This is a genomic window from Spiroplasma endosymbiont of Cantharis lateralis (assembly GCF_964030855.1).
GTDB lineage: Bacteria > Bacillota_I > Bacilli_A > Mycoplasmatales > Mycoplasmataceae > Spiroplasma_A.
The window spans coordinates 1-22,793 of record NZ_CAXIQF010000003.1 but is presented as its reverse complement, the minus strand read 5'-3'; the positions used below and the strand labels follow the sequence as shown (position 1 = coordinate 22,793).

Below are 22,793 nucleotides of genomic sequence, written 5' to 3'. Positions count from 1 at the left end.
TATTTTCCTCTTTTCTATTAAAAAAGACAAAATATAAAATTTTGTCTCATTGAAATCTATCTTGTTTTTTCTTCTTCTCATAAAATGGAATCATCATTTGTTAATCTTGAATCATCTATTAATTCGAATTCTGAATCCTTTTGAATTTCATTAGCTAATTCTATATCATTAAAAATATCTTTTGCTTTATCTTTAAATTTTTTAATTGAATTAGTTACATTTATAGAATTTTGTTTCAATAAATCATCAACTAAATTTTTATAACTAGTAGTAAAAGATTTGTTTTCATATTCCTTAGTTTCTTCATTAAAGATAGTTGCCACTATTTTCACTTTTGATTCATCTTTCATTTCTTGTTCACTTTCAGGAAGTCTGAAAGAAATTGAAGCTAAAATATGTTTTCCAGATTCTTTCTTCTTAGATTCATTTAATACTAAAGGTTCAAACTCCACGGCTTTTCCTTCACTATCTTTATCCAAGTTTCAAGTTTTATCTGGTTTTTTTGATATTTTTGCCCCCCCTACAGCAAAGTCTGGAACTATTATAGAAAGAAATTTAACATTACCATACTTTTCTCTAATAGTTTCACTTTTAATTGTTTCTGGAGTGTTTAATCTACAAAAATAATATGAATTACCATTTTTATTTACTTGTTTTGATGACAATTGGTTAGAATAAACGGGTGTATTTGCATAATTTGACATTTTAATTTTCCTCTCATTGTTCAAAAGAGAAATAATACATTAAAATTCTAAATTCCCAATAAGCAAGTTTTTTAATAAATTTGAAAGAAAGATAAATAAAAAGAGAGAATTTGTTAGAATCCTAACATATCTCTCTTGAACTATTTTTATTATACAATACTTATTTTAAATTTTTTTATAAAATTTATTTTATATATCGATAGATACTCCAAAAACAGATCCTACAGCCATTAAAAGAGTTCCCAATGAAGTACAAATAATTAATGTTATGATTATTCCTTTCAAACTTTTTTTTCATTTTTCCATTTTTTCTTGTTTTCCATCTTCATCAGCTACTGCATAGCCAATTCAAAAACCAGCAATTCAAAAAACAACACATAATACAACAGCAAATGAAAATAATCCTAAAATTGGTGTAACTTTTCCCAAAACTCATTCTTTTATTGGATCAATATTAATTTCACCTTCATCTGCAAATATGGAAATTGAACTATATATAAAATACTCTAATTGTTTTAACATCTTTTTTCTCCTTTTTATTCATTTAAAATATGTAAGGAAAAAAATAAAAAGAGATTTGTCAGTTTCCTAACACATCTCTTGTGAACTATTAATATTATATATTAATTTTTTAGATTAAAATAAATATAGCTATATAAATAAATATAATAAAAAAACTCGATAATTATCGAGTCAGTCAGTTCTCGTCCTACAAAATTGATTACGGAATACAAGAGATTGACAAATTGATGTTTCTTCAATTTACTGACAAATTAATAATAGCACTCTTTAAAAAAATTAGCAAGAATTACATTTTTTTATATTATTAGAACTTGACATGTCAATTACATCAAAACTAAATAGAGATTTTACTAAAAAATTAATACTATAATTCTTAAAATAAGGAAAAAATAATTCCAAATCTAAATTCTTATTTAAAATTTTATTGGTTGCATTTGCTAAAATATCAGCAAATTGAATTGGAAAACTTTTATCAGATTCCAAATATTCTACAGATATATTTATTTTTTTTGCATATCTAGCATATAACATTTTATTGATATAAAAGTATGGTGGATTGGGAATTTGCATAAGATAATTTTCAATAATTGAGGCTTTTAATTCCAAGTCAATATTATCATCTGTTTCAACATCTAAATATATTTTTAAAAATGCATTACTTTCTAATAAATTATCATCTATAATTTTTTTTACTATTGAAATTATCATAAACTTCTTTTTTTGTAAATCATTTAATGCTCTATCACTATTTACTTGAATAAATTTAGTTGAATCTTCACCTTTTTTACATCAAGAAACTGAACCAAAATCTATACAATTATTATTAAAAATACTAAATAATTTTTCATATTTGTCTATATTTTTTTTATTTTTTTTATTTATTGCAGTTTTATACTTACTAAATATATCATTAGCTTTATATTTTTCATCTATTCATGAATATCAAAGAGATAAATCATTTTTATCATATTTTTTATTTTCTATGTGTTTTCCAAGCATTCTTATGTTTTTCATAGATTCTATATATTTTTCATTAAATTCATCTCTTTTTTCCTTATCTAAAAGTACATAAGAATAAATAACATGATCATCTTTTTGATTATAAAATTTACAAGAATCATCTATATACAAATAATATTTTTTAATATAACCTTCATTAATAGTAATATTATCCATATTTTATAGCCTTTTCTTTATTACATTTTGGATGCATGGGTTGCAAATTACTTATAAAATTGTCTTTTGAATTTTCATTTATATGATCTACATCTCAACTAAATTCTTTATTTGGCTGAAATCCTTGATATTGAGCTTTTAACATTAGTTCTTCACAGTATGGACATGGAGCTTCTTGACTTAAATCTCAATCCAATTTATTCAAATCATTAAAATATTTATATATTTTAATATTAATATAATCTTTTCAAATTATATTAAGATCATCTTTACTTCATCTTCCTCGTTTATCTGACATTTTATTCTATCTCCTTATATTATTTTCATTCCAAATTTTTACTATATATTCTTTAATCATAATTCTTATGAGTAAACTCTATCTGTCATTTTTTAATATTATCAAAAAATTTATTTTTATCTTCACTTTTAGAATAAAAATAAATTTTATAATATCCTGTTTCGGTTACTTCAAGTGATTTAAAAGTTTCAAAATTTGCAATTTCAGAAAGAAAATCAAATAAAGTTACAGATTTATTGTAATTGCGTATATAAAAATAAGAAGTATATTCATTATTTATTTTAACTTTCAAATCAAGAATAAATTCTCTTAATTCCATATTTTCCTGAATTAAAGCTTGTATTTTTTCTTCTGGAGATGAATTTGAATTAACAATATTTAAAACTACTGATCCATTTATTTTAGATTTACTAATAGAAATACTTTTAATCATTTCTTTTTCATCACTATTATTAATTTCTAAAGTTGGTTTTAATTCCATATTTTTGCCTCCCATATTTAAAATTATTATAAACTATTTTTATTTATTAAATTTAATAATTTTAACTCAATAATTATCAATTTCTAATTCACGAAGTGTAGCAGGATAGAGAGTGATATCACACCACTATTTTTTGCCCATTGAATGGTTAAAAAATAGTGATATCACTCTATAATAAAATGATATCACAAAAATTTTAGTATCAAAAACCCTTATTTTATAAGACTTTTCAACACTATAATTCTTAAAATGATATCATTTTTCGGGATACCCGAAACTAATTATTTTTTGCAAAAATAAAAACAAGATTTAAAACCTTGTTTCCTTCAATCTTTCTAATAACTTTTTATTGTATTCAGAGATTTTTAATTGTTCTTCATACAAACCATTGTACTCTCTCTTTTCTCTAGTAGTCATTTCTGTTGGTAAAATATTTATAAATTGATAATATTTTTCTTTTATTTTTTCTAACTTTAAGTAATTTATTTCAATTTTTTCTTTTATTGTCTTTTTATCTTCAAATTTTAAATCATAAAATAATGAATCAACTTCATTTTCATCTGTTTCTTTAGAAATATCGCTATTATTATCAATTTCAGCCATTATTTTCCTTAATGAATGAGAATTTATTATTCTTCTTTGAGATTTTAAATTTTTATTTTGTTCTTCTAATAATTGTTTATAGTTATAATCATGAAAATCATTAACCTTCTCTTGCAAATTTTGATTATCAATTTTTATTTCTTCATCTTTAATATTCATTACATCTTCTCAAATAACAGTTTCTTTATCTTCAGTTAATAAATTTATTCATTCAATATAATCTTTTTCTATAAAATTAAAATAATGATCTCTCTTATAATTTATTGCATTTGATGGAACAAAACTTCTTTTATAATTCATGTAATTTCTAAACTGTTCTACTTTATAAGAGTAAATTGAATGTATTAGAGCAGGATTTTTACCAGTTTTTTTAATAATCATAAAATTATCATCCAAATTTAATATTTCATTAGATCTAACTAAAGGAATTGTTATAGGAGAAGCTGTTTCTTCTTTTAGTTTATTCTTATTATCTTTATCTTCAACTCTTTTAAACTTATCACTTATCGAAAAACTTAAAACAGGCTTATCTCCATATTCTTTTGATAATTTTTCTGCTGTATCAGTATCATTGGTTCTAATATATATACTTGCATTACAATTGTATCTAATAGTTTTAGACTCCGTATCTCCATATGCAGTTGATAATTGTCCATAATCTTGAAGTATCAGCATAAAAAATATATTTCTACTTCTAGCTACAGTTATCATTTGGGCAAATGTCGGTATTTTAGGAAAATTACCAAATTCGTCTAAATAAAATTGTATTTGTCTAGTTAATGTAGCTTCTTTAATTCTTCCACTGATTTTATTATTAGTAGCTATTTTAACTGATGTTTTATACAATTGATCAATAAAACATGCTACAAGAGGATGAAAAGTTTTATCATCATCAGGAATAATTAAGTATAAAACTGTAGGTTTTTCACCATATGTAATTTCATCCATATTAATTAAATTTTGAGTACTACACAATAAACCTTGAACACTAGTAAAAGTATATAAAGTCGTTGCAGACTTTGCACTTGTAATAATTGATTTTTGAGTTTGTTCACTAGAATTGATAGTTGTTAATATTTGATTTAAGCCAAAAGAATCTTCTCCATTTTTAATTTTAGCATTTTTAAACTTATTAATTCATTCTTCAAAATCTGTTTCATCCATCATTTTTATGACATTGACTATATTAAATTTTTCCAGTGGCATAGCATCTTGATTATTATCCATAATTTCAAGCATTATAACTGCTATCCCTATAAAAAAAGTTCTTGCAGAATCAGTTCAGAATGGATCTCCATTTCCATTGTGCTGAATAATTATACTTGCCAAACTCATAACTTCTTTTTCTGATAAGGATTTAAGATTTTTAATATGATTTTCAACTTTAACATCAAAATCAAATTCATCTAAATGATATCTTCCATTTGAAACAAATAATTTTATTTCTTCACCTTTTTCTCAACCGCTGTTTATTACATTATTTTCAAATTTATTAATACAATCAATGCAATTTTTTAAATCATGATTTGAACATTTTAAATGACTTTTTTGATTATTTAATTCAATTATTTCGTTATTTATATATTCTTTAACTGTAACCAAATTTGTAAACGTTTTTGTAAAAGTAAAATTTTTACGATAATTTATAGATTCTTTGCGATAATTTCAACTAATAAATAATGGATTTCAAGCATAACTACTTGTTGTATCTCTAAAATTTAGAACTTTAACGTTATAACCTTGTTCTTCTAAAATACCACTTGTTTGTTCATAAATTTCACCTTTTGGATCTGTAATCACCATAGTTGGTTGTTTATCATTATCTAACATTCCATTTCTTATTATTCCAGGAAAAATTAGTTTTTGAGTTTTACCACTACCTGTTGAACCCAAAACCAATAAATGAAGTTTCTCCAAAGTATGATATATCAAATTGTATTTAGAATTATTCTTTTCTAAGTTTAATTCTCATTGAGCAAGAGATTTTTTGAATTTGTCTACATCTAAAATATTATCTTGACCATCATAAATTTCATAATCATTGCTTATAGGTGGAATTACCAATATATTTTTATCCTTTGTTCTATATTGAGCATTAATAACTCAAGCAGGATTTTTATTTAATTTTTTAGTTTTACTTTTATCACAATTACTTTCATCGCATTCAAAATAATGATGAAATTCTTTTAATGTTTTTTCTGGTTTTTTTGAATCATAATTTAAAATTTCATTATGCATTCATTTTGAAACACCATATTCTTTAATCTTTGTAGTATCTATATTTTTAACTATTTTTTTTGAATTATTTTTAAAAATTATATTACAAAACATATATAAATAAAGAATAATTAAAGCTATTAATAATATATATCAGTAACTAAAAATTAATTTTACTATTATATTATTTATCAAATCTTTTTGATAAATAATATAAACTATTAACACCAAAGATAATCCTAGAATAAAAAATATTGTCAAAAATAAAATTCTTTTTAACTTTTTAGACATAATTTCCTCCCAAACTGACAATTAAGAGAACTATTATAATTACTACTAATAAAAGTGCTGCTCTTTTAAATCTTCTATATTTTTTTTCAACAATAAATCGATTATATTTTTTTTCTTTTAAAATTTTTTTAATTACTATTTCATCTAAATCATTCTTACTCATTAATTTAATTATTCTTTTATATTTCAAGAGTCTTGAAATTAAAACTACTAAAATGACTAAAAGTAATCCTCCAATAAAACCTATAAAACTTTCAATTTCTTTCATATATTCACCAATTATCTATCTCTAGTTTCTAAAATTTGCTTTGTATTTTCAATTTCAGATTTTAAAAATTTATTTGTAGCAAAAATAATACTTTCTACCTGAGACATTAAATTTGAAATAATAGAAATTTTTATTTTTTTAATTTTTCCATAATATCTTGGCATAAAAATGCCTTTGTTACTTACGTCAATATTTCTTTTAATTGCATACAAAATTTTATTTCCAATTCTTGAATATAGACCATCTTTTCCATATAAACTCTCATTTTTAAAATTGGATTCTTTATTACCATTAACTTCATTTACTACATCTTCATATATTCCTAGATTTTTAAGATAACTCATATATTGTTTATTAATATTTGTATCATTTTTTAAAATATGATTTATTAGTTTATTTATTGAATCTCTTCTAGTTTTACTTAACAAGTTATAAGTTAATTTATTAACTTTTCTAAAGTTATCTTTATTATTATTTCTATTATATTGATTGATTTCTTGTAGAATTTTTTCATAGTTATTTGAAAGATCATTATAAATTTCTTTAACATCTTGTCATGTAGTTTTATTAAAAATGAAAGGTTCCCTCAAACTTTTTTTAAAAAATTCAACTAAATTTTCTCTACTTTTAGTAAATTCTTTTAATTCAATATTCTTTTCTTTCAAAATCATATCTCTTGCAAATTTGAATCTAAATTCTTCTAAAAGTTCTTTATCAAAATTATAAACATTTTGATAACTACTATTAATTCTTGTTGATTCTTTTTCAAAAAAAAGTAAATGAACATGGGGATTATCAGTATTACTATGAAAAGAAAAAAATCATTCCATTTTATCAGGATTAACATTTTTTGATCAAAATAACATGTCAATTCGTTCTTTCAAAGTATTATAAATAGTTTCTGAATTATAAATATTATATTTTTCGCAAAATATATCACTAAAAGAAATAACAGTATCTCAAATAAATTGTTTATCTCCATCAATTTTTAATAGATTATTTTTTATTTCTTTTAGTCTTTCATCATCAACAATTCCATCTTTACTTCAAATTCCACTACTTTGTTTTTTTATTATTTTATATTCTTCTAATTTTTTCAAATATGATTTAAAATCGTTTTTTTTAAGCTTATTAAGTTCTATAATTTCTTCTCTAGTTAAATCAAATTTAATATTGGCATCTTTTCTTGTTATATAGTCAAGATAAGTTCTATTATTTATTTTTCCTTCTAATTGAGCTCTTCCTGAATAATAATATTCAATTCTCTTTTTTCTTTCATCTTTTGTTTTTCCAAATTTAGCAAATTCCTTAATCTTAAAAATTACAGGAGTATTTAATTCTAAAGTTTCTTCATTAATAGTTTTAGCTTCTTTATACATTATTCTTCTCCTTTTCTAATAGTTCTTTTATCTCAAATATTTCTTTTTTATCACCAAAGACATTTTCTTTCCTATATATATTTAGTTTGAAATTCTCAATTTTTTTAAATTTATTATTGATTTTATTTAAAGTTTTTTGAAATTTTTCTAGAAAATTCAAATCAATTTCATTTATAAATGCTATTTCATCCAAAAACAAATTTCATATATTTTTTATTTCCTGAATTTCTATTAAAATTTTATCTTTCACTAAACCACCTGTTTTTCTAATGAATTCATAAAATATGTCAAGAAAATAAAAAAACAAGAGATTTGTTAGTTTCCTAACATATCTCTTGTGAACTATTAATATTATATACTAATCATTTCAATTTACTAAAATATCATTGATTTTTTCACTTAACTTTTTAATTCTATTAAATCTTAATGCTCAAAATTTAGTTAAATTATCTATAAATTTCATATCTTCTTTTAATGATTCTTCTATACCTGGTAATATTGGATTATCAATTTGATATTGTTTACTATTTTTATATTGTAATAAAGCTTTATTCATACCACCATCATATGCATAATAAATTTGATCCTTATCACCCTTTAATTCATCTGCAACACCACTATAATAATCAACATATTTTTTAAGAATTTTATTTCTATTTTGATATCATTCTCTTGAATAACTATTTTGTGTCAAAGAATCTATATCAATTTCATCATATTTATAATTTCCTTCAAATTCATCAACTCTAATTAAATCTCATTGAGCCTCATTACCATATCATGCACCACTTTGAAAAATGAAATCTGAATAAACTGCTCTTTTTTCTACAGTTTCTCCATCACTTAAATAATCATAAGTTGCTTCACCTTGCTTTAATGCTTGATACAAGTAATACTCACTAGCTTTTTTATATTCTTCTTTTGTTTTATATACATAATCAAAATTCAAATTTAATTGTGATAATTCAATTGGTTCAAAATCCTTTGGTATCTCACCAGGGTTAGTTGAACCACCACCTTCTGGATCAAAAAATTTACAACTTATAACAGCACTAGTACTTGATACACCTAAACCAAAAACCACTAATAAACTCAATATCTTTTTCATTCTAACTACCTTACTTCTTTATCAATATCTCTTTTATTATGAACTCTATCGTATTCATTATTATATTTCTTATCATAATAATCTAATTTAGTTTTAATAACCTTATTTTCTTCTCTTAATTGACTAATTTCTTGTTTTAATTCAATTATTAAATCCTTAACTTCAATTTTAAATTCATTAAACTCTTTTTCTAATTTATGATGTTTTTCTTGTCAATATTTTGCTTCTTTTTGTCATTTTAAAGCCTCATTTTTTCAATTAATTTTGTCTTCTGGATCTTTTGTTATAATCGGTGGATCTAAAATTATTTTTTCTTGTTTAGGAAAAATCTTTAAATAAGAGTTAACTTGTTTTCTAATATTTTTTTGAATCATATGAGCATCCTCTACTTTTAATTTATCAATGTATTTTTTAAATTCAATTAATGGTGTTGATTCATTTAAATGAATAGTATTATTGTTAAAATTGATTTGTATTTTGATATCTTGCATATATTATAACACCTCTTATCTTACTAATGCATTATCATTTTCTAATTGTTTTTTAATATAATCTTTAGTAATTTTTTTCTTAAGAATTTTTAAATTATTAGGCAATTTGTTTAAAATTTCCTTTGTTTTTCTTTCGTCTAAATTTGAATTATTATCATAAATTCCAAATGTAAATGGAACATCATCAGCATTAATTTTTTCATTGTAAGCATCATTATAAGAACATCTGCCAGCTAAAGCACTATGAGTCCCCAAAGTTCTAAAAACTACCTCATAGATATTTTTCTCTTTATTTTCAAAGACTTGAATATCATAAACTTCTACTCCAAAACCACTTACACTTGTTCAGTTTCCATTTTTTTCTTCTTTATTTGGTATCCAAATTTCACCAACTTTTCATAAATTATTCGTTAAATTACTTCTTGTATATACTGGCATATTTATTTCTCCTTTTATCTTGGTTCTTTAAAATATGTCAAGAAAATAAAAAACAAGAGATTTGTTAGTTTCCTAACATATCTCTTGTGAACTATTAATATTATAAAGCAATTAATTCTTTTTAATTTGAATTTCTTCATTAATTTTTAGTTCTTCTTCTAACATTCAGTTTTTTTCCTTTAATTTCAAATTAATATCAGGAATTATTGGTCTTCCATCAATATTTCTAGATTGACCCAACTCATTTATTAAAAAATTAATTTTCTTATTAATTAATTCAATTTTAATAAAATTTTGTTCATTTGCAATCTTTATTATTCCAGAAAATCTTGGAATAATATTTTCATCTAGCGATTTATCCAATATTTCTTTAATTAAATTATTATTTTTATTTATATTTTTAGAATAAATTATATTTTCTAATTGGCGAATTAAATTTTCCTTTAATATTGAATTAAAAGATTCTTTTTTATCTTTACAAATTGCACGAAATTTATTTAATATTTCTATTTCTTCTTCATCATAAAATCTAATTAATATATTTTTTCTTTTCTTTTTTTTGTTATTTTTCATTTTTTCATCCTTTCTTTGATTTCTTTATTTTTAATAAATAGCACTTTTTATTATCTAAATTTAAGTAATTAAAAATTTTTAAGCGCCCAAAATTAGTAATTGATAATGATTTTTCTTCTTTTAATTGTTTTTTAATTTCTTTAAAAATTTCATCATAAATATAACTAACTTTTGTTTGGCTGATTCCTGTATTAATAGAGATATTTTTGCAAATTTCCTTTTTAGTAACTTTCTGTGTCTGCTTTATCATTTTCTTTTAAATTGCCTTCTTGTTTTTCTCTAATTAATTCAAGTTTTTTAGCAACTTTATCAAAAAATTTAATTGCAATTTCTTTATGTAGGTTTTTAAAATTAAACATTAAAATGTTATGCTTTAAAATCACTTCTTGAATTTCTATATTATTTTTAAATAAATCAACATTCAAATTATGATTTTCTTTTAAATGAATGTGTAAAGTCTTTTCTTCACTTTCTTTTTCTAAAAAAATAGGTTTGTCAAATGTAATATCAATATATTTTAGTCCATTAATTAAATTAAATAGCCTTGTAGTTAAATAATTTAAAACTCAAAATTTTAAAACTGATTCATCTCCTGAAATAATTCTAAAATCCTCTTTTTGAACATCCATTTTTAATGTAAATCTTCTTGACTTTGAGGTAATTAATAAACCTGTGCCTTTTGAAGCTGTTACTAAATCTCTCTTTTCTTGATCTGTAAAACCATCACTATCTGAATAAAGCTCTTCAATTTTATTAATGTTATTTTCTGTAGCTTGCATGATAAAAGCATATTGACTATTGTTGATAATAGCCTTCGTTTTTTTCTCAATATCTGGTGTTGATAAAAAATCTTCAGGATTTTGTGTAATAATGGTTATTCCTCCATTTCTTTTTCTAATCATTTTAACCATTCTAAAGATAAAGTTTAAAGCTATAGGAAAGTCTTTATCCATTAGCAAGTGAGCTTCATCTACTATAACTCTTTGAGCTGTATTTGGATTTAATCCATAATTAACTTTAATTTGTCTTTCTAAAAGTTTAATAACTAAAAACATCTGCATCGCAAACAATCTATTGTCAGAACCATCTTTTAAACTACTCATGTCAAATATAGTTAAATAATTATTTGCAATATCTATACTAGTGTATCCATTGTAATACATTGAATATGTTCCTTTTTTATTTTCACGTAAAGATTCTACAAATCCATCTTCAAATAACTCGATTAATCTATTGTGTAAATTTAAATTATCTTTATCACCTGCATCAAGCAATCATTTATAAAAATCTTGAAGTATTGGGAAATCATTATTCTTTCATTCCAATATATTTTTATTATTTAATTTTTCTAATCAATAGTTATAAAAGAATCAAAATTTATTTTTTAAATATCTTATATCTTCTTCATTAATATCTATAAAAAAAGTTTTAAATAAAATTTCAATAATACTTTGGTGATTTAAAATAAGAGCTTCGTTTAAATTCATATTTTTATCTATCAAATGATCTTTATTTATATTTCAAAAATTTTTATTATAATCAATTTTTTCTTTTTCTTCTTCATTCATAATATCTGCTAAACTTGGCATAATTTGCATTGGGTTAATTTTATAAATTCCATCTCCCAAAAAAATCTTACTTTCACCAAAATAATCAGCAAATTTTGAATATTCATTTTCAGGGTCAATTATATAAACTTTATTACCATTTAATACTTCATTTTTTAACATTCTTTGCATAGTTGTCGATTTACCAGCACCACTAGTTGCTGTAAAAAACATATTTGCATTTCTTCTTTCATCATTTCTAATATGGGAATTTAAAAATAATTCATCTTTCATTAAAGATGTTCCTATAAATCAACCTTGAAAGTCATTTAGTGAGTTATTAATATAAGGCATTCCTCATACTAATGAATATAAAGGTGCTTCTCTACCATTAATTTCCATTAAAGGATCATTTGGTTTAGGTAACATTCCTGAAAAAGCTTCTATTTGTTTATAAGGATTAGAAAATAATTTTAAACCTTGTGTTTTTAAAGTATTTTTAGTTTCTTTTATTGATTCTTTTAACATTTTATTATTTAAACCTTTATTTATGATGTAAATATTAAATTTATATAATTCATCATGTCCATAACCAATAATATCTGCAAATTCTTCTAAATTTTGAACTTCTTGTTCACGTTTTCTTTGAGTTAAAATCTCTTTTTTACTAGTTGCATTAGCTGTAGCAATTGCCGCTCTTCTTGCTTTTGCCAAAGATTCTTCAAAAACTTTTTCATTTACTTTTTTAAAGTTTATTATAACAGGACTACCTGTATTAAAAATTTCACCAATTCAACCACAATTTGGATTATTTTTATAATTTTCAACCGATCCAATTGAAATTTTTAAATTTTTATCAATATTTAAATAACTAGCTCTATTTTCTAATTGATCATATGAAAAATAATCTTCTAAGTTATCTTTATATTTATAAATATTATTTTCATTATCATCTGCTATATCAAAATCAATAATTTTATTTAGAACATTTATTTTTCTTATAATATCTAACTTATAAGCATTTAAATTAGCTCTTTTAAATTTATGAATAATATCATTTTCTATTAATTTTAAATTTTCAATATCTTCTGAATAAAATGCAATATATGTTGATTTTTCTATTCACTCAAATATTTTACTAATATCTGGATTTGAATACTTTTCAACTTCCATTTCTAGTAATCTTATTCTAGAAAAATATTGTTTATCGTTTATTTCATTATTTTTTCTTTTTTTATCTCATTCATGACGTTTTTCTTCTAGAAAAAATAAAGTATCTTTTCTAGATTTTAATTCATCAAGTTTTATTAAAGTGGCTCCAAATTTTCCTGAATCAATAGTTCTATAGATTTCTCATATTTTTTCTAAAATATCATCTCTTTTTATTTCTTCATAATCAAAAAAGGCGTTACCATCAATTTTTATAATACTCATATATTTTTGATTTTTTAAATAAATATACTCATCTTCTATTTTTTTATAAGGAATTAGATTAACTGTACTATTTTTAGAGTTAATATGATATTTTTTATTTATAAAAATAAAAATAATTCCTTCAAAAATAACAGCGTATATTTTTTTATTGTGTGTTTGGCTTTTTGTATTTAATAAAAAACCAATCACTATAAAAATAGCTGTAATTAATATTCCCATAATTCTAAATGTTGATCCCAAATTTCAAAAATATAAACAAAGACCAACCCCAATTCCTAAAAATAATACAAAAACAGCTAAATCAATAATAGTTAAATTTAGCTGTTGTATAACTAAAAATTTTCTTTTATTAGTATTTTCTGGAATAATTGGATTTCTTGTCATTTTTTCATCTCCTAACATATTTTATTTGTTCGTAACATGTCAGAAAAATAAAAAAGAGATTTGTCATTTCTGACATATCTCTTGTGAACTATTTATATTATATAATAATTATTGAATTTAATTTTTTAAATTTATAAATGACTGAATTAATCCAACTATTAAATTTAAAAAAAGATTGTTTTCATCATAATCAAAACTAATTTTTCTATCTAAATAATCAATATTATCAACTAATCAATTATATAATTCATAATCAATATTTTCTTTATTAAAAATTTGTTCAGATTGATTTTTATCAATTTTTATTGAAATTTCATTTTCATTCATTTTCGTTAAAATAATTTTCATATTTTCTTAATCCTTATCTAATAAACTAATCTTTTCAAATCTTTTTCTAATTGCTTGTTTTCCGCCTTCAAGAGTAGTTGAAATAAATTTAATATTATCTTTATATTCTATTCCACCATACTCATAACTGTTATTATCTATTGAAGAAAAAATAACATTTTCACTATCTCCATTAATTACAATATTTGCATTATGTGAAATACAAATAATTTGTCTATTTTTTTTCATATCCTTTATTTTATTTGTTAATTCTTGGTAAATATAATTATTATCTAAATTATCTTCTGGTTGATCAATTATTAATGGTTTTGTATTATTTTTATTCACTAAAATTTCTAAAAGTGTTGAAGCTCTTTGACCTGGGGATTCAATATTTATTTCTTTGTTATTAATTTTTATAAAAATATCAATTTGTTGTATTAATTCTTTTTTAAAATTTTCAAATTGAACTATATTAAAATTTTGATATTTTTTGTAAATCATTTCTAAAACTTCTATTTTTTTTCAATAATTATCTTCTATTAAATATTTTTCACTTTTAATATTAAAGAAAAATTTAAAAAGTTCTCCAAGTAAATTATATTCGTTTATAGTAAATTTATTAGATCTTATGATACTAATTTTATTTAAATCGATGTCCATAGAGTTAATATTTTTATCCTCATAAAAATTTATATTACTGTTTTTTTTCTTCAATAATTCATTATTAAATAATTTATTTTTATAAATTATTTCAAGAATTTCATTTCAAGTATAATAAATATCCTCTCTTTTTGTTTCTAATATATTAAATACATTTTGATCATCTATAAAGGATTTTAATTCTAATTTAAAATTTATAATTAAATTAGAGCTCTCTTTTATTATTTTATTATTATTATCTATATATTTTTCAAATTTAGGTAAAATATTATTTTCAATATTTAAAATTTCATTTTTAAAGTTATTTAAATTATCATTTAGATCTAAATTAATTAATAATTTATTTTCTTTTATAGTTTTTTCTATAAACTCTTCTTTTTCAATTAAAGATTTATATGTAGATTTTATATCTAAAAAATCATTTTTTAAATTTTCTGTAACATAATTTTTATGTTTTAAAATTTCAGGAAAATTCAATATTTTATGAAAATATCATATATTTTCATTTTTATTACTAATTTTATTATTATCGTTATAATTTCAAAAATCCGATATTCTTTTTTTTGCCAGTAGTAATTTGATTTTATTTAAATTTTTAAGTACTTCTAAAAAGAAATTAAAATAATTTAAAAAGAAATTATAATTTTCTTTTTCATTTGTTTCAACTTTATTTATTCCTCTTTCTTCTATTATCTTTGATAGTTCCTCTTTATTTTCAATGCCATTTGCAATAAATTCATTTTGTTTAAAAAATTCAAAATCATTTTGATTATTAAAATTTGTACTTATTACTACATTATCAATTTGTTTTCCATTTATATTTTTTTCAAATTTATTTGATAATAATTTAAATAATAAAGATTTACCTGAAGATCTTTTACCAATAATTGTATTTAAATATTTACTAAACTTAATTTCTTGTTTTATACCATTAATTTCAAAGGAAATTCCCTTAATATAATTTATATTATTAATTTTTTCAGGATCCACAGTACTATTTTTAGTATCTATATATATTCTTGTATTTTCTGTAAAAGCTAGTTTCAGTCCATTAAAATTATTAATTGCCTTAAATCAAGTTGGATTTCACCCTGTTGAAGTTTTATCTTTTTTTGGATAATAGTCAATTTCATGACAATCACTAGCGGTAAAAAAAATTCCCTCTTTTTTTAATAAATCATTATTATAAAAATTTTCAAAATATGTTTCTATCTCAGCTTTAGCTTTAATTTTTAAATCTGGTCTTCCTTCTTGATTGTAATTTTTTATTACAGGATTTGGAACTAGATTGAAATTTTTTATAAACCCCATATTAATAAAATTATTAAAAATGGGTTTTGTGGATTCTTGATTTTCTACTGCTTTATCAAATCCACGAGATTTTCCATATTCCCAATATATAAGTGTATCCGTTAGATATACATATTTAACAAAATCATCCAAAGTAATATAATCTTTTATTATTTTTTCATTATCGTCTTTAATATCTTTATTAATAAAATCAGAAAATTTAATTAATTCATTAATATTTTCTGGATTAAATGCAACTAAAATTTGAATATATCTTTTGACACTTTCTATTTTAACATTTACTTCAATTCCTGGAATTATAGTCAAACTTTCGTCAGTTTTGTTAATTAATTTACTATAACAACTCAAATTGAATTCCATATGATCTGTAATTACTAATAAGTTTACAGAGTTTAATTTTAATTTCTCTATTATTTTTTTAGGTAAATCTTCCTCTAAATAATTTACATTCGCTTTATCTCAAAATGTACTTTTTGTGTGAAAATGTAAATCTCATTTATTTCATGATGATATTTTTAAATCAAGCATTTATTTTTTCCTTTTCTATATTTTTTTTACTGATAATCATATAGTTTTATTTTCATAATTCTATCCCCTATTATTTTTTATCTCTTTGAATTTTTCTAACTCTATTTGTCTATCTAAAATTGACTGTTGTTGTTTCAATAATTCTATTTGTTTATCTACATTATTATTGTTTATTTCTTTTTTTTCAAATCTTTCAGGATGACAAACTTTTTCTGGTATTCAATTATACACTCCATATTCAATTTGCTTTTCAATTAATAATGGAGTATAAACATGTTCTTTTAAAAACTTTAAATAATTAAAATCTTTATCTTTTTTTTGTTCTTTTTTAAAAATATCTTTATCCTTATCTCATTCTCTTGCTTCATATATATTTCAATATAAAACGTCATGATCTTGACCATTTCTTTTAAAATCTTCTTTTGCTCTTGAATCCATTAATCAATTATACAATTCTTCTTTTTTCAAAACTTCATGAATGAATCAGTAATTAAAATTTCATATCTGTAAACTTGTATCTCCTCTTTTAAATCCAGAAATACTTCTTTCATCACAACCTCATTTATCAATTTCTGGTTTTTCAATTCAATGTGTTCCTTGTTTTTGTCTAATTTTTTCAATTTTCTGTCATTGTTTTGAAGAATCAATAGAATTTTTATTATTATATTTTATTTCAAAAATAATTTTTAAAATTTTTTTAGCATACACATCGGCTTCATTTTGTCATCGCAAATCTCTATATTCTTTAGAATTTAGTCATTGTTCTTGAACTTTTAATCTAGTTGCTTTCTCTGGTGACATTTCCTTTCCAAATAAAATTATACTTAATAAACTTTGTCCCATTTGTATTTTCCTTTCATTACTTATTTTATTATAACTCTGAGAATAAAAAAATAGTGAAATTATTCACTATCATTTTGTTCTTTTTTAGCATATTTACTCCATTTGGTTGATTTATTTTTATATTTTTCTTCAAATTCTTTTATGGTATAATCTCTTTTCTTAATAATTTTGCTTTCCTTTGCTTTTTTTCTTCCATTTAAGGGTTCATTAAATCCATAAATATTTTTTGGATTCAATTTATTTAATTTTGTATCATATTTATTTGTAAATTCTTTTTTTAAAATTTCTTCTTTTTTATCGTTATAAATATTTCCAAGTTCTTGTTTTCTTCTCTTACTTGTTTTATTTAAACCTGTTAATACAACAGCGGCTCCAGCAGTTATGCCTGCCCCTACTGCTAATTTTTTACCAAAATTACTAAATCCACCTTTTACACTAGATGTTTGTTGTTTTAATTGCTCTCTTGCCATCATTCTACTTGCTTTTGTACCAATAACTGATCCAATTAGATTTTTAGTTCCTTTAGCAGTATGAAATGTAGCTGCAACTCCTGCTCCAGCAAGAGCAAAAGCGTTAAATGAGCCATTTTTTTGATATCTTTGCATTGCTTCTTGACGAGATTGAATAAATTGATTTTTAGCTTCTTGATTAACATTATTTGACATTATATTTGATTCTGTTTGTTCTAAACCCTGAGAACCGCCCTGTGAAAGCATTTTATTTGTTCTACCAGTTTTTGATTTACCAACTAGTCCTTTTTTAGTCAATTTTCCAGCTGCAACAGCTAAACCTGTTCCCATCATTATTCCAGCTTTTACCATTCCTAAACCACTCATTGCATCACTTGTACCACTAATGTTTTCACCAACTAATCTTGATACATATTGATCTCCTTTAACAACAAATAATCCCCCTCCAGCTGCAAGAGCTAATTGAAGTAACATTCTTGTAAAGCCGTTCATATTTAAATTGCTGTTGCTTTAAAAGAAATAGTAATTAATGAACAATAAACACTAAATATCAACATTGAAGAGCAAATAACTAAATTATTGGCAATCATTGTTTTGGTATAATCTTTCATTCTTGCTCCTTGATCAAAAACAGATGTTAGAGCATAAAATGCTGTTAATATAAAATAAAAGAATATAGCAAAAATATTTACTACAATATTTATCATTACTAATAATAAACATAAAAATACTATACATAATCCCAGTAATTGCACAACCATATTCCATTCTGCTAAATTACTTGGAGAAGGATACCTTCCATTCATTTCCACAATAGTTCCATCTCATTTTGGATTACCTAAGTTATATAATAAATCTCCAATACTTGCATTTTTTTGCACCAAAAGCTAACATTAAACCTTCATTTACTACTGAAGTTATTTTAATTAATAATCAAATAAATAAAGGTATAAATACTAATAAAATAGCTGAAAAAAGTAGAATATTTTAGTGACTCTCATATTTTTTTACTAATGGGAGTTTCTTCATATTCAAGAATATCTTTTCTTAAATGACAAATAAATGTTCCTGCTAAAAATATTAATCAACAAACTCCTGCAACTATTAGCATTCGAAAATAAGTTGAGGGAATTAAAACTTGTGATCAATCACTTACTTTTCCACCAAATAATATTGACTCTAATAAATCTGATGCTAAATAATTAACTACATCATTAACACCATTTAATAATTCTAATATTCATTTACATGGTAACCATAACATATAATTAATTATTGCTTGTATAAAACCCATATATCAAATTCCTTTCTATATATAAAATTTGCTCATATAGATATGTTAGAAAATAAAAAAAACAAGAGAATTATTAGTCTCCTAACGTATCTCTTGTGAACTATTAATATTATACACATTGTAAATTAATATATTATTTTATTATTCAACTTCTAAAACTATTTTAACATTATCAAAATTTGGATATACATTTTTATCTATATCAAAGCGATATTCCTGATATCATATTCCATTTATTCTTCCTTTACTATCAATTCCATAAAAATCAAATAAAACAATGACGTCATTAGTTTCATTCCCAATTGCTAAAGAATAATCTGTCAAAATAATTTCTTGAATGTCTTCTTCTCTATCAATCATATAATTTAGAGAAAAAAGTAATTGGCTAGAATCAATAAATAAATTAAATACATTATTTCCATCATTATCTTGTAAATAAATTTTGCTGAATTATAATTTAATATTTCTTTGTCAATTGAATATTCAAATCATTCTGAAAGAATTTTCAATAAATTAGTTGATACTTCTTCATTTAATTTATCATATTCCCCATTAAAATCAAACTGTTTCAGATTCAAAAAATATTTTATCACTATTTTTTTCTACTTGACTCATTGCCATTATTGGACTAATCCCAGTAAATGTTAAACTAGCAGCTCCTAACATAGTTAATATTTTTTCATAAAATTTCCTTTCTTTCAAAACCCACCCTACCAACCTTTAATATAAAATTGTTTATATAATAATTATATTTAAAATTTATTAAATATAAAAGTACTTTTTATACTAATTTAAATAATTGACATAATGGAATTAATTGATTTAATTGAATAAAAACATAATGAATTGATAAATTTATTAAAATAAATTAGAACGTAAAAATATTTTAGTCAATAACTAAAATTTAATTTATTTAAACTCAATAATCTATTTTCATTTCATAGTTAATCCAATATATTTTGAATAACTATTTTTTTACCAACATCTGTTTCTAAAGTTTCAACAGACTTTATAGTTTTTTCTTTTTTTATTTTTGAGTTTTCCTTTTTATTTTGATAATTTGGATATTCATTTTGATATCATTGTTTATATTTTTCATATTCTCTTTTTATTATTTTTAATTCTTCAGGTGTTTTATTTTTTTCTTTTTGTTTACTTGCTAAAGTTAAATTATATATATTATTAATTTCTAATAAATTTACTAATTCATAATAGCTACAATATTTTTTATTTATTAATTCACCTGAGTTAATATCAAACATTCTAATTCAAAAAAAGTGGTTAATCGGTATTCCAACATTATAAACATTTTTCTTATTACTATTATTTCCATAACCTTGCATTATCTTAAATAATGAATTATTTCCATTTTTAGATTTCTTTCCTTTAGCAAAAGATATTTCTATGATTAAGTCATTTAAAATATCAAAACACCTTACTAAAAATACTATTTTCAGCAAAGTTCTTATTTATTAAATTATTTTCTAAAATTTGTAGATTGCTGATCTCCTTAGAAAAATCTAACTGATTAAATATTTTCATATAAATATTTCTTTCTATTTATTTATTAAAGATAAATACTATTTTTTTAAAATCTTTTTTTATATTTTTAATATCTCAATAGCCAGACAGTGTAAGTTCTTGTTTTTTTTAAAAAAGAACTTAAGATGTCAAATCTGAATTTACAAAAATTACACTTTATAGTTCAATGATAAACTCTAAAATTTGCTTCACAATTAAAACACTTAAATTCAAAATAATATCTTGAATTATTATTAAATTTTTTAACATTTTTTTTATATTTTAAATATTCAATTTCTGTAATAAATTCATTTTTTTCACAATTAACAGTAAAATAGTTTTTTACTTGTAATTGTAATATTTTGATTTTGCCTCTTTTTATTCATAGCTTTTTAACCTCTATCTTGAATATTTATGATTAATATTTTTTTGTAGTTCTTTTAAATCTGATAAAAAGTTTTCATAACATGTTAATGCCATTTCTTCTGACTCATATTCTTGTCCAAATAGATAATCTGGATATTGACCATCATATTTTTTTCTAATTCTTTATTCAATTCTTTCATTATTTCTAATGAATTATTCAGTCTTTCTTCATATTCTTTTATTAATTTTTTTAATAAATCCATATTTTCTCCTTTACATTTAAAAATTTGTATTTTTGCAACTTGGGAAATTGGAACAACCCTTAAATTTTGTTCCTTTTTTACTAACTCTATCCAAAATATATCCTGATTGACATTTTGAGCAGTTTAAACCATCAAAATTAAAATTTTTAGTAGAAATATCAAGCTTTTGATAAAACTCTTTTAAATATGCTTTATAGTCCTTTATTTGATTCTTAGCTATTAAATCTAGATCTTTTTCCATGTTCTTTGTAAATTCTAGACTTATAATATCTTTAAAATTGTTCTCCAAAAAATCATTAACCTTTAATCCTAATTCATTTACATTCATTGATTCTGATTTATTTTTCTCTAATTCAACATAATTTCTTAGTACATTCACTTCTATAGATGTTTTGTATGTACTTGGTCTACCAATTTCTAGTTTTTGTAACTGTTCTATTAAACTTATTTCATTTAATTTACTTGGTGGACTATCAAAATCATCAATTATTTTTAAATTATTTACAATTATTTTTTCATTTTCAAAATAATTAAATTCAATATTTTCAATTTTTTCTAAACTCTTATCGATTTCATAATAACCCATGACTTCATATTGTTTAATATTTGAGTAAAAAATATAACTATTATTATCTAAAAATATTTCTTTTTTAATACCACTAGGCTTTTTGATAAATTGAATTTATTGTGTTTTGTCATATTAATCAATACAAACGTTTTTCATTATCTGAAAAGATTATCGTTACAATAACTATCAATATTGTCAGGAATTCACTCAAAAATGAGTTGGTGTAATTGCTGGATGACCTTCTTGATCAGAATCTTTTGACTGAGTTTTTGTTAATTTATCAACTTTAGATTTGCCATAGTAACTTGTTATAAAATCAATTAAATTATTTTCAGTCTCAAGATCAAGATTATTAGAATCAGTTCTAATATATGTAATTAAACCTTTTTCATATAATGATTGTGATGAAGATGTAGTTTCTCTAGTTTTAAATTTTAGTTTAGATTTTGCTGCTTTAAGTAAATCAGCTGTTGAAAATGGCTTAAAATTAGTATCTTTAAAACCAGTTGCTCTAATTTCTTTAACAATAAAATAATCAAACAAGGAGTTTCTTATTTTATTTATCTCATTTTCATCATAAATTTTATTTATTAAAAATTTGTTTTCTTTATTATAAAAATAATTTTTAAAAACCATGTTTTTATACTCGTCTTGAAGAATAAAAGTATTTCTTTTTATCAAAGTTACTAATTTGCTTTTGTCTGTTACACAAAAATTCTTAAACA

General features: G+C 21.7%; 26 protein-coding genes and 1 pseudogene. All 27 read right to left on the bottom strand.

Going from position 1 to position 22,793, the window contains the following annotated elements:
* Positions 1–56 precede the first annotated feature (56 nt).
* Positions 57–704: a hypothetical protein gene (locus AAHM99_RS00620; RefSeq protein ID WP_342274872.1), complete on the bottom strand. Its 648-nt coding sequence runs from the start codon at positions 702–704 to the stop codon at positions 57–59.
* 189 nt (positions 705–893) lie between these two features.
* On the bottom strand, positions 894–1,226 hold the full coding sequence (locus tag AAHM99_RS00615; RefSeq protein WP_342274871.1) for a hypothetical protein: 333 nt from the start codon (positions 1,224–1,226) through the stop codon (positions 894–896).
* Between the two features lie 276 nt (positions 1,227–1,502).
* Entirely contained in the window at positions 1,503–2,402 is a 900-nt protein-coding gene (locus tag AAHM99_RS00610) for a DUF3800 domain-containing protein (RefSeq protein WP_342274870.1), read from the bottom strand.
* Complete coding sequence (locus tag AAHM99_RS00605; RefSeq protein ID WP_342274869.1) at positions 2,395–2,700, bottom strand: HNH endonuclease signature motif containing protein; 306 nt, start codon at positions 2,698–2,700, stop codon at positions 2,395–2,397. Before AAHM99_RS00605 ends, AAHM99_RS00610 begins: the two co-directional genes overlap by 8 nt.
* 52 nt (positions 2,701–2,752) lie before the next feature.
* On the bottom strand, positions 2,753–3,181 hold the full coding sequence (locus AAHM99_RS00600; protein ID WP_342274868.1) for a hypothetical protein: 429 nt from the start codon (positions 3,179–3,181) through the stop codon (positions 2,753–2,755).
* A gap of 309 nt (positions 3,182–3,490) precedes the next feature.
* Positions 3,491–6,292, bottom strand: a complete 2,802-nt coding sequence (locus tag AAHM99_RS00595) for a type IV secretory system conjugative DNA transfer family protein (RefSeq protein WP_342274867.1) — start codon at positions 6,290–6,292, stop codon at positions 3,491–3,493.
* Entirely contained in the window at positions 6,285–6,560 is a 276-nt protein-coding gene (locus AAHM99_RS00590; protein ID WP_342274866.1) for a hypothetical protein, read from the bottom strand. Before AAHM99_RS00590 ends, AAHM99_RS00595 begins: the two co-directional genes overlap by 8 nt.
* Before the next feature lie 11 nt (positions 6,561–6,571).
* The gene (gene mobL / locus AAHM99_RS00585) at positions 6,572–7,939 is read right to left on the bottom strand and encodes a relaxase MobL (protein WP_342274865.1); all 1,368 of its coding nucleotides are present in this window, start codon (positions 7,937–7,939) and stop codon (positions 6,572–6,574) included.
* A complete protein-coding gene (locus AAHM99_RS00580) occupies positions 7,932–8,189 on the bottom strand; it encodes a hypothetical protein (protein WP_342274864.1) in 258 nt (85 codons plus the stop codon). The genes mobL and AAHM99_RS00580 overlap by 8 nt, the downstream gene beginning before the upstream one ends.
* Before the next feature lie 108 nt (positions 8,190–8,297).
* The gene (locus AAHM99_RS00575) at positions 8,298–9,047 is read right to left on the bottom strand and encodes a hypothetical protein (protein WP_342274863.1); all 750 of its coding nucleotides are present in this window, start codon (positions 9,045–9,047) and stop codon (positions 8,298–8,300) included.
* Positions 9,048–9,052: 5 nt separating this feature from the next.
* Positions 9,053–9,538, bottom strand: a complete 486-nt coding sequence (locus tag AAHM99_RS00570) for a hypothetical protein (RefSeq protein ID WP_342274862.1) — start codon at positions 9,536–9,538, stop codon at positions 9,053–9,055.
* 15 nt (positions 9,539–9,553) lie between these two features.
* Positions 9,554–9,976, bottom strand: a complete 423-nt coding sequence (locus AAHM99_RS00565; RefSeq protein WP_342274861.1) for a hypothetical protein — start codon at positions 9,974–9,976, stop codon at positions 9,554–9,556.
* A gap of 111 nt (positions 9,977–10,087) precedes the next feature.
* Positions 10,088–10,549, bottom strand: coding sequence for a hypothetical protein (locus tag AAHM99_RS00560; protein WP_342274860.1), 462 nt, complete (start codon positions 10,547–10,549; stop codon positions 10,088–10,090).
* On the bottom strand, positions 10,539–10,799 hold the full coding sequence (locus AAHM99_RS00555) for an HU family DNA-binding protein (protein ID WP_342274859.1): 261 nt from the start codon (positions 10,797–10,799) through the stop codon (positions 10,539–10,541). Before AAHM99_RS00555 ends, AAHM99_RS00560 begins: the two co-directional genes overlap by 11 nt.
* On the bottom strand, positions 10,771–13,914 hold the full coding sequence (locus tag AAHM99_RS00550; RefSeq protein ID WP_342274858.1) for an Mbov_0397 family ICE element conjugal transfer ATPase: 3,144 nt from the start codon (positions 13,912–13,914) through the stop codon (positions 10,771–10,773). Before AAHM99_RS00550 ends, AAHM99_RS00555 begins: the two co-directional genes overlap by 29 nt.
* Positions 13,915–14,031: 117 nt before the next feature.
* Complete coding sequence (locus AAHM99_RS00545) at positions 14,032–14,262, bottom strand: hypothetical protein (protein ID WP_342274857.1); 231 nt, start codon at positions 14,260–14,262, stop codon at positions 14,032–14,034.
* A gap of 6 nt (positions 14,263–14,268) precedes the next feature.
* Positions 14,269–16,743 (bottom strand): hypothetical protein, encoded by a 2,475-nt coding sequence (locus AAHM99_RS00540; RefSeq protein WP_342274856.1) that lies wholly within the window; start codon positions 16,741–16,743, stop codon positions 14,269–14,271.
* Between the two features lie 60 nt (positions 16,744–16,803).
* The gene (locus AAHM99_RS00535) at positions 16,804–17,586 is read right to left on the bottom strand and encodes a hypothetical protein (RefSeq protein WP_342274855.1); all 783 of its coding nucleotides are present in this window, start codon (positions 17,584–17,586) and stop codon (positions 16,804–16,806) included.
* Positions 17,587–17,645: 59 nt separating this feature from the next.
* Entirely contained in the window at positions 17,646–18,548 is a 903-nt protein-coding gene (locus AAHM99_RS00530) for a hypothetical protein (protein ID WP_342274854.1), read from the bottom strand.
* A gap of 2 nt (positions 18,549–18,550) precedes the next feature.
* Positions 18,551–18,940 (bottom strand): hypothetical protein, encoded by a 390-nt coding sequence (locus tag AAHM99_RS00525; RefSeq protein WP_342274853.1) that lies wholly within the window; start codon positions 18,938–18,940, stop codon positions 18,551–18,553.
* Between the two features lie 38 nt (positions 18,941–18,978).
* Positions 18,979–19,350, bottom strand: a complete 372-nt coding sequence (locus AAHM99_RS00520) for a hypothetical protein (RefSeq protein ID WP_342274852.1) — start codon at positions 19,348–19,350, stop codon at positions 18,979–18,981.
* Between the two features lie 141 nt (positions 19,351–19,491).
* Positions 19,492–19,710, bottom strand: coding sequence for a hypothetical protein (locus AAHM99_RS00515; protein WP_342274851.1), 219 nt, complete (start codon positions 19,708–19,710; stop codon positions 19,492–19,494).
* Between the two features lie 5 nt (positions 19,711–19,715).
* Positions 19,716–19,928 (bottom strand): hypothetical protein, encoded by a 213-nt coding sequence (locus AAHM99_RS00510; protein ID WP_342274850.1) that lies wholly within the window; start codon positions 19,926–19,928, stop codon positions 19,716–19,718.
* The gene (locus AAHM99_RS00505) at positions 19,903–20,052 is read right to left on the bottom strand and encodes a hypothetical protein (RefSeq protein WP_342274849.1); all 150 of its coding nucleotides are present in this window, start codon (positions 20,050–20,052) and stop codon (positions 19,903–19,905) included. Before AAHM99_RS00505 ends, AAHM99_RS00510 begins: the two co-directional genes overlap by 26 nt.
* Positions 20,053–20,294: 242 nt before the next feature.
* Positions 20,295–20,810, bottom strand: a complete 516-nt coding sequence (locus AAHM99_RS00500; protein ID WP_342274848.1) for a hypothetical protein — start codon at positions 20,808–20,810, stop codon at positions 20,295–20,297.
* A 531-nt stretch (positions 20,811–21,341) separates the two neighbouring features.
* Positions 21,342–21,500, bottom strand: coding sequence for a hypothetical protein (locus AAHM99_RS00495; RefSeq protein WP_342274847.1), 159 nt, complete (start codon positions 21,498–21,500; stop codon positions 21,342–21,344).
* Between the two features lie 16 nt (positions 21,501–21,516).
* Positions 21,517–22,704 (bottom strand): annotated as a pseudogene (locus AAHM99_RS00490) (DNA topoisomerase).
* Positions 22,705–22,793 lie beyond the last annotated feature (89 nt).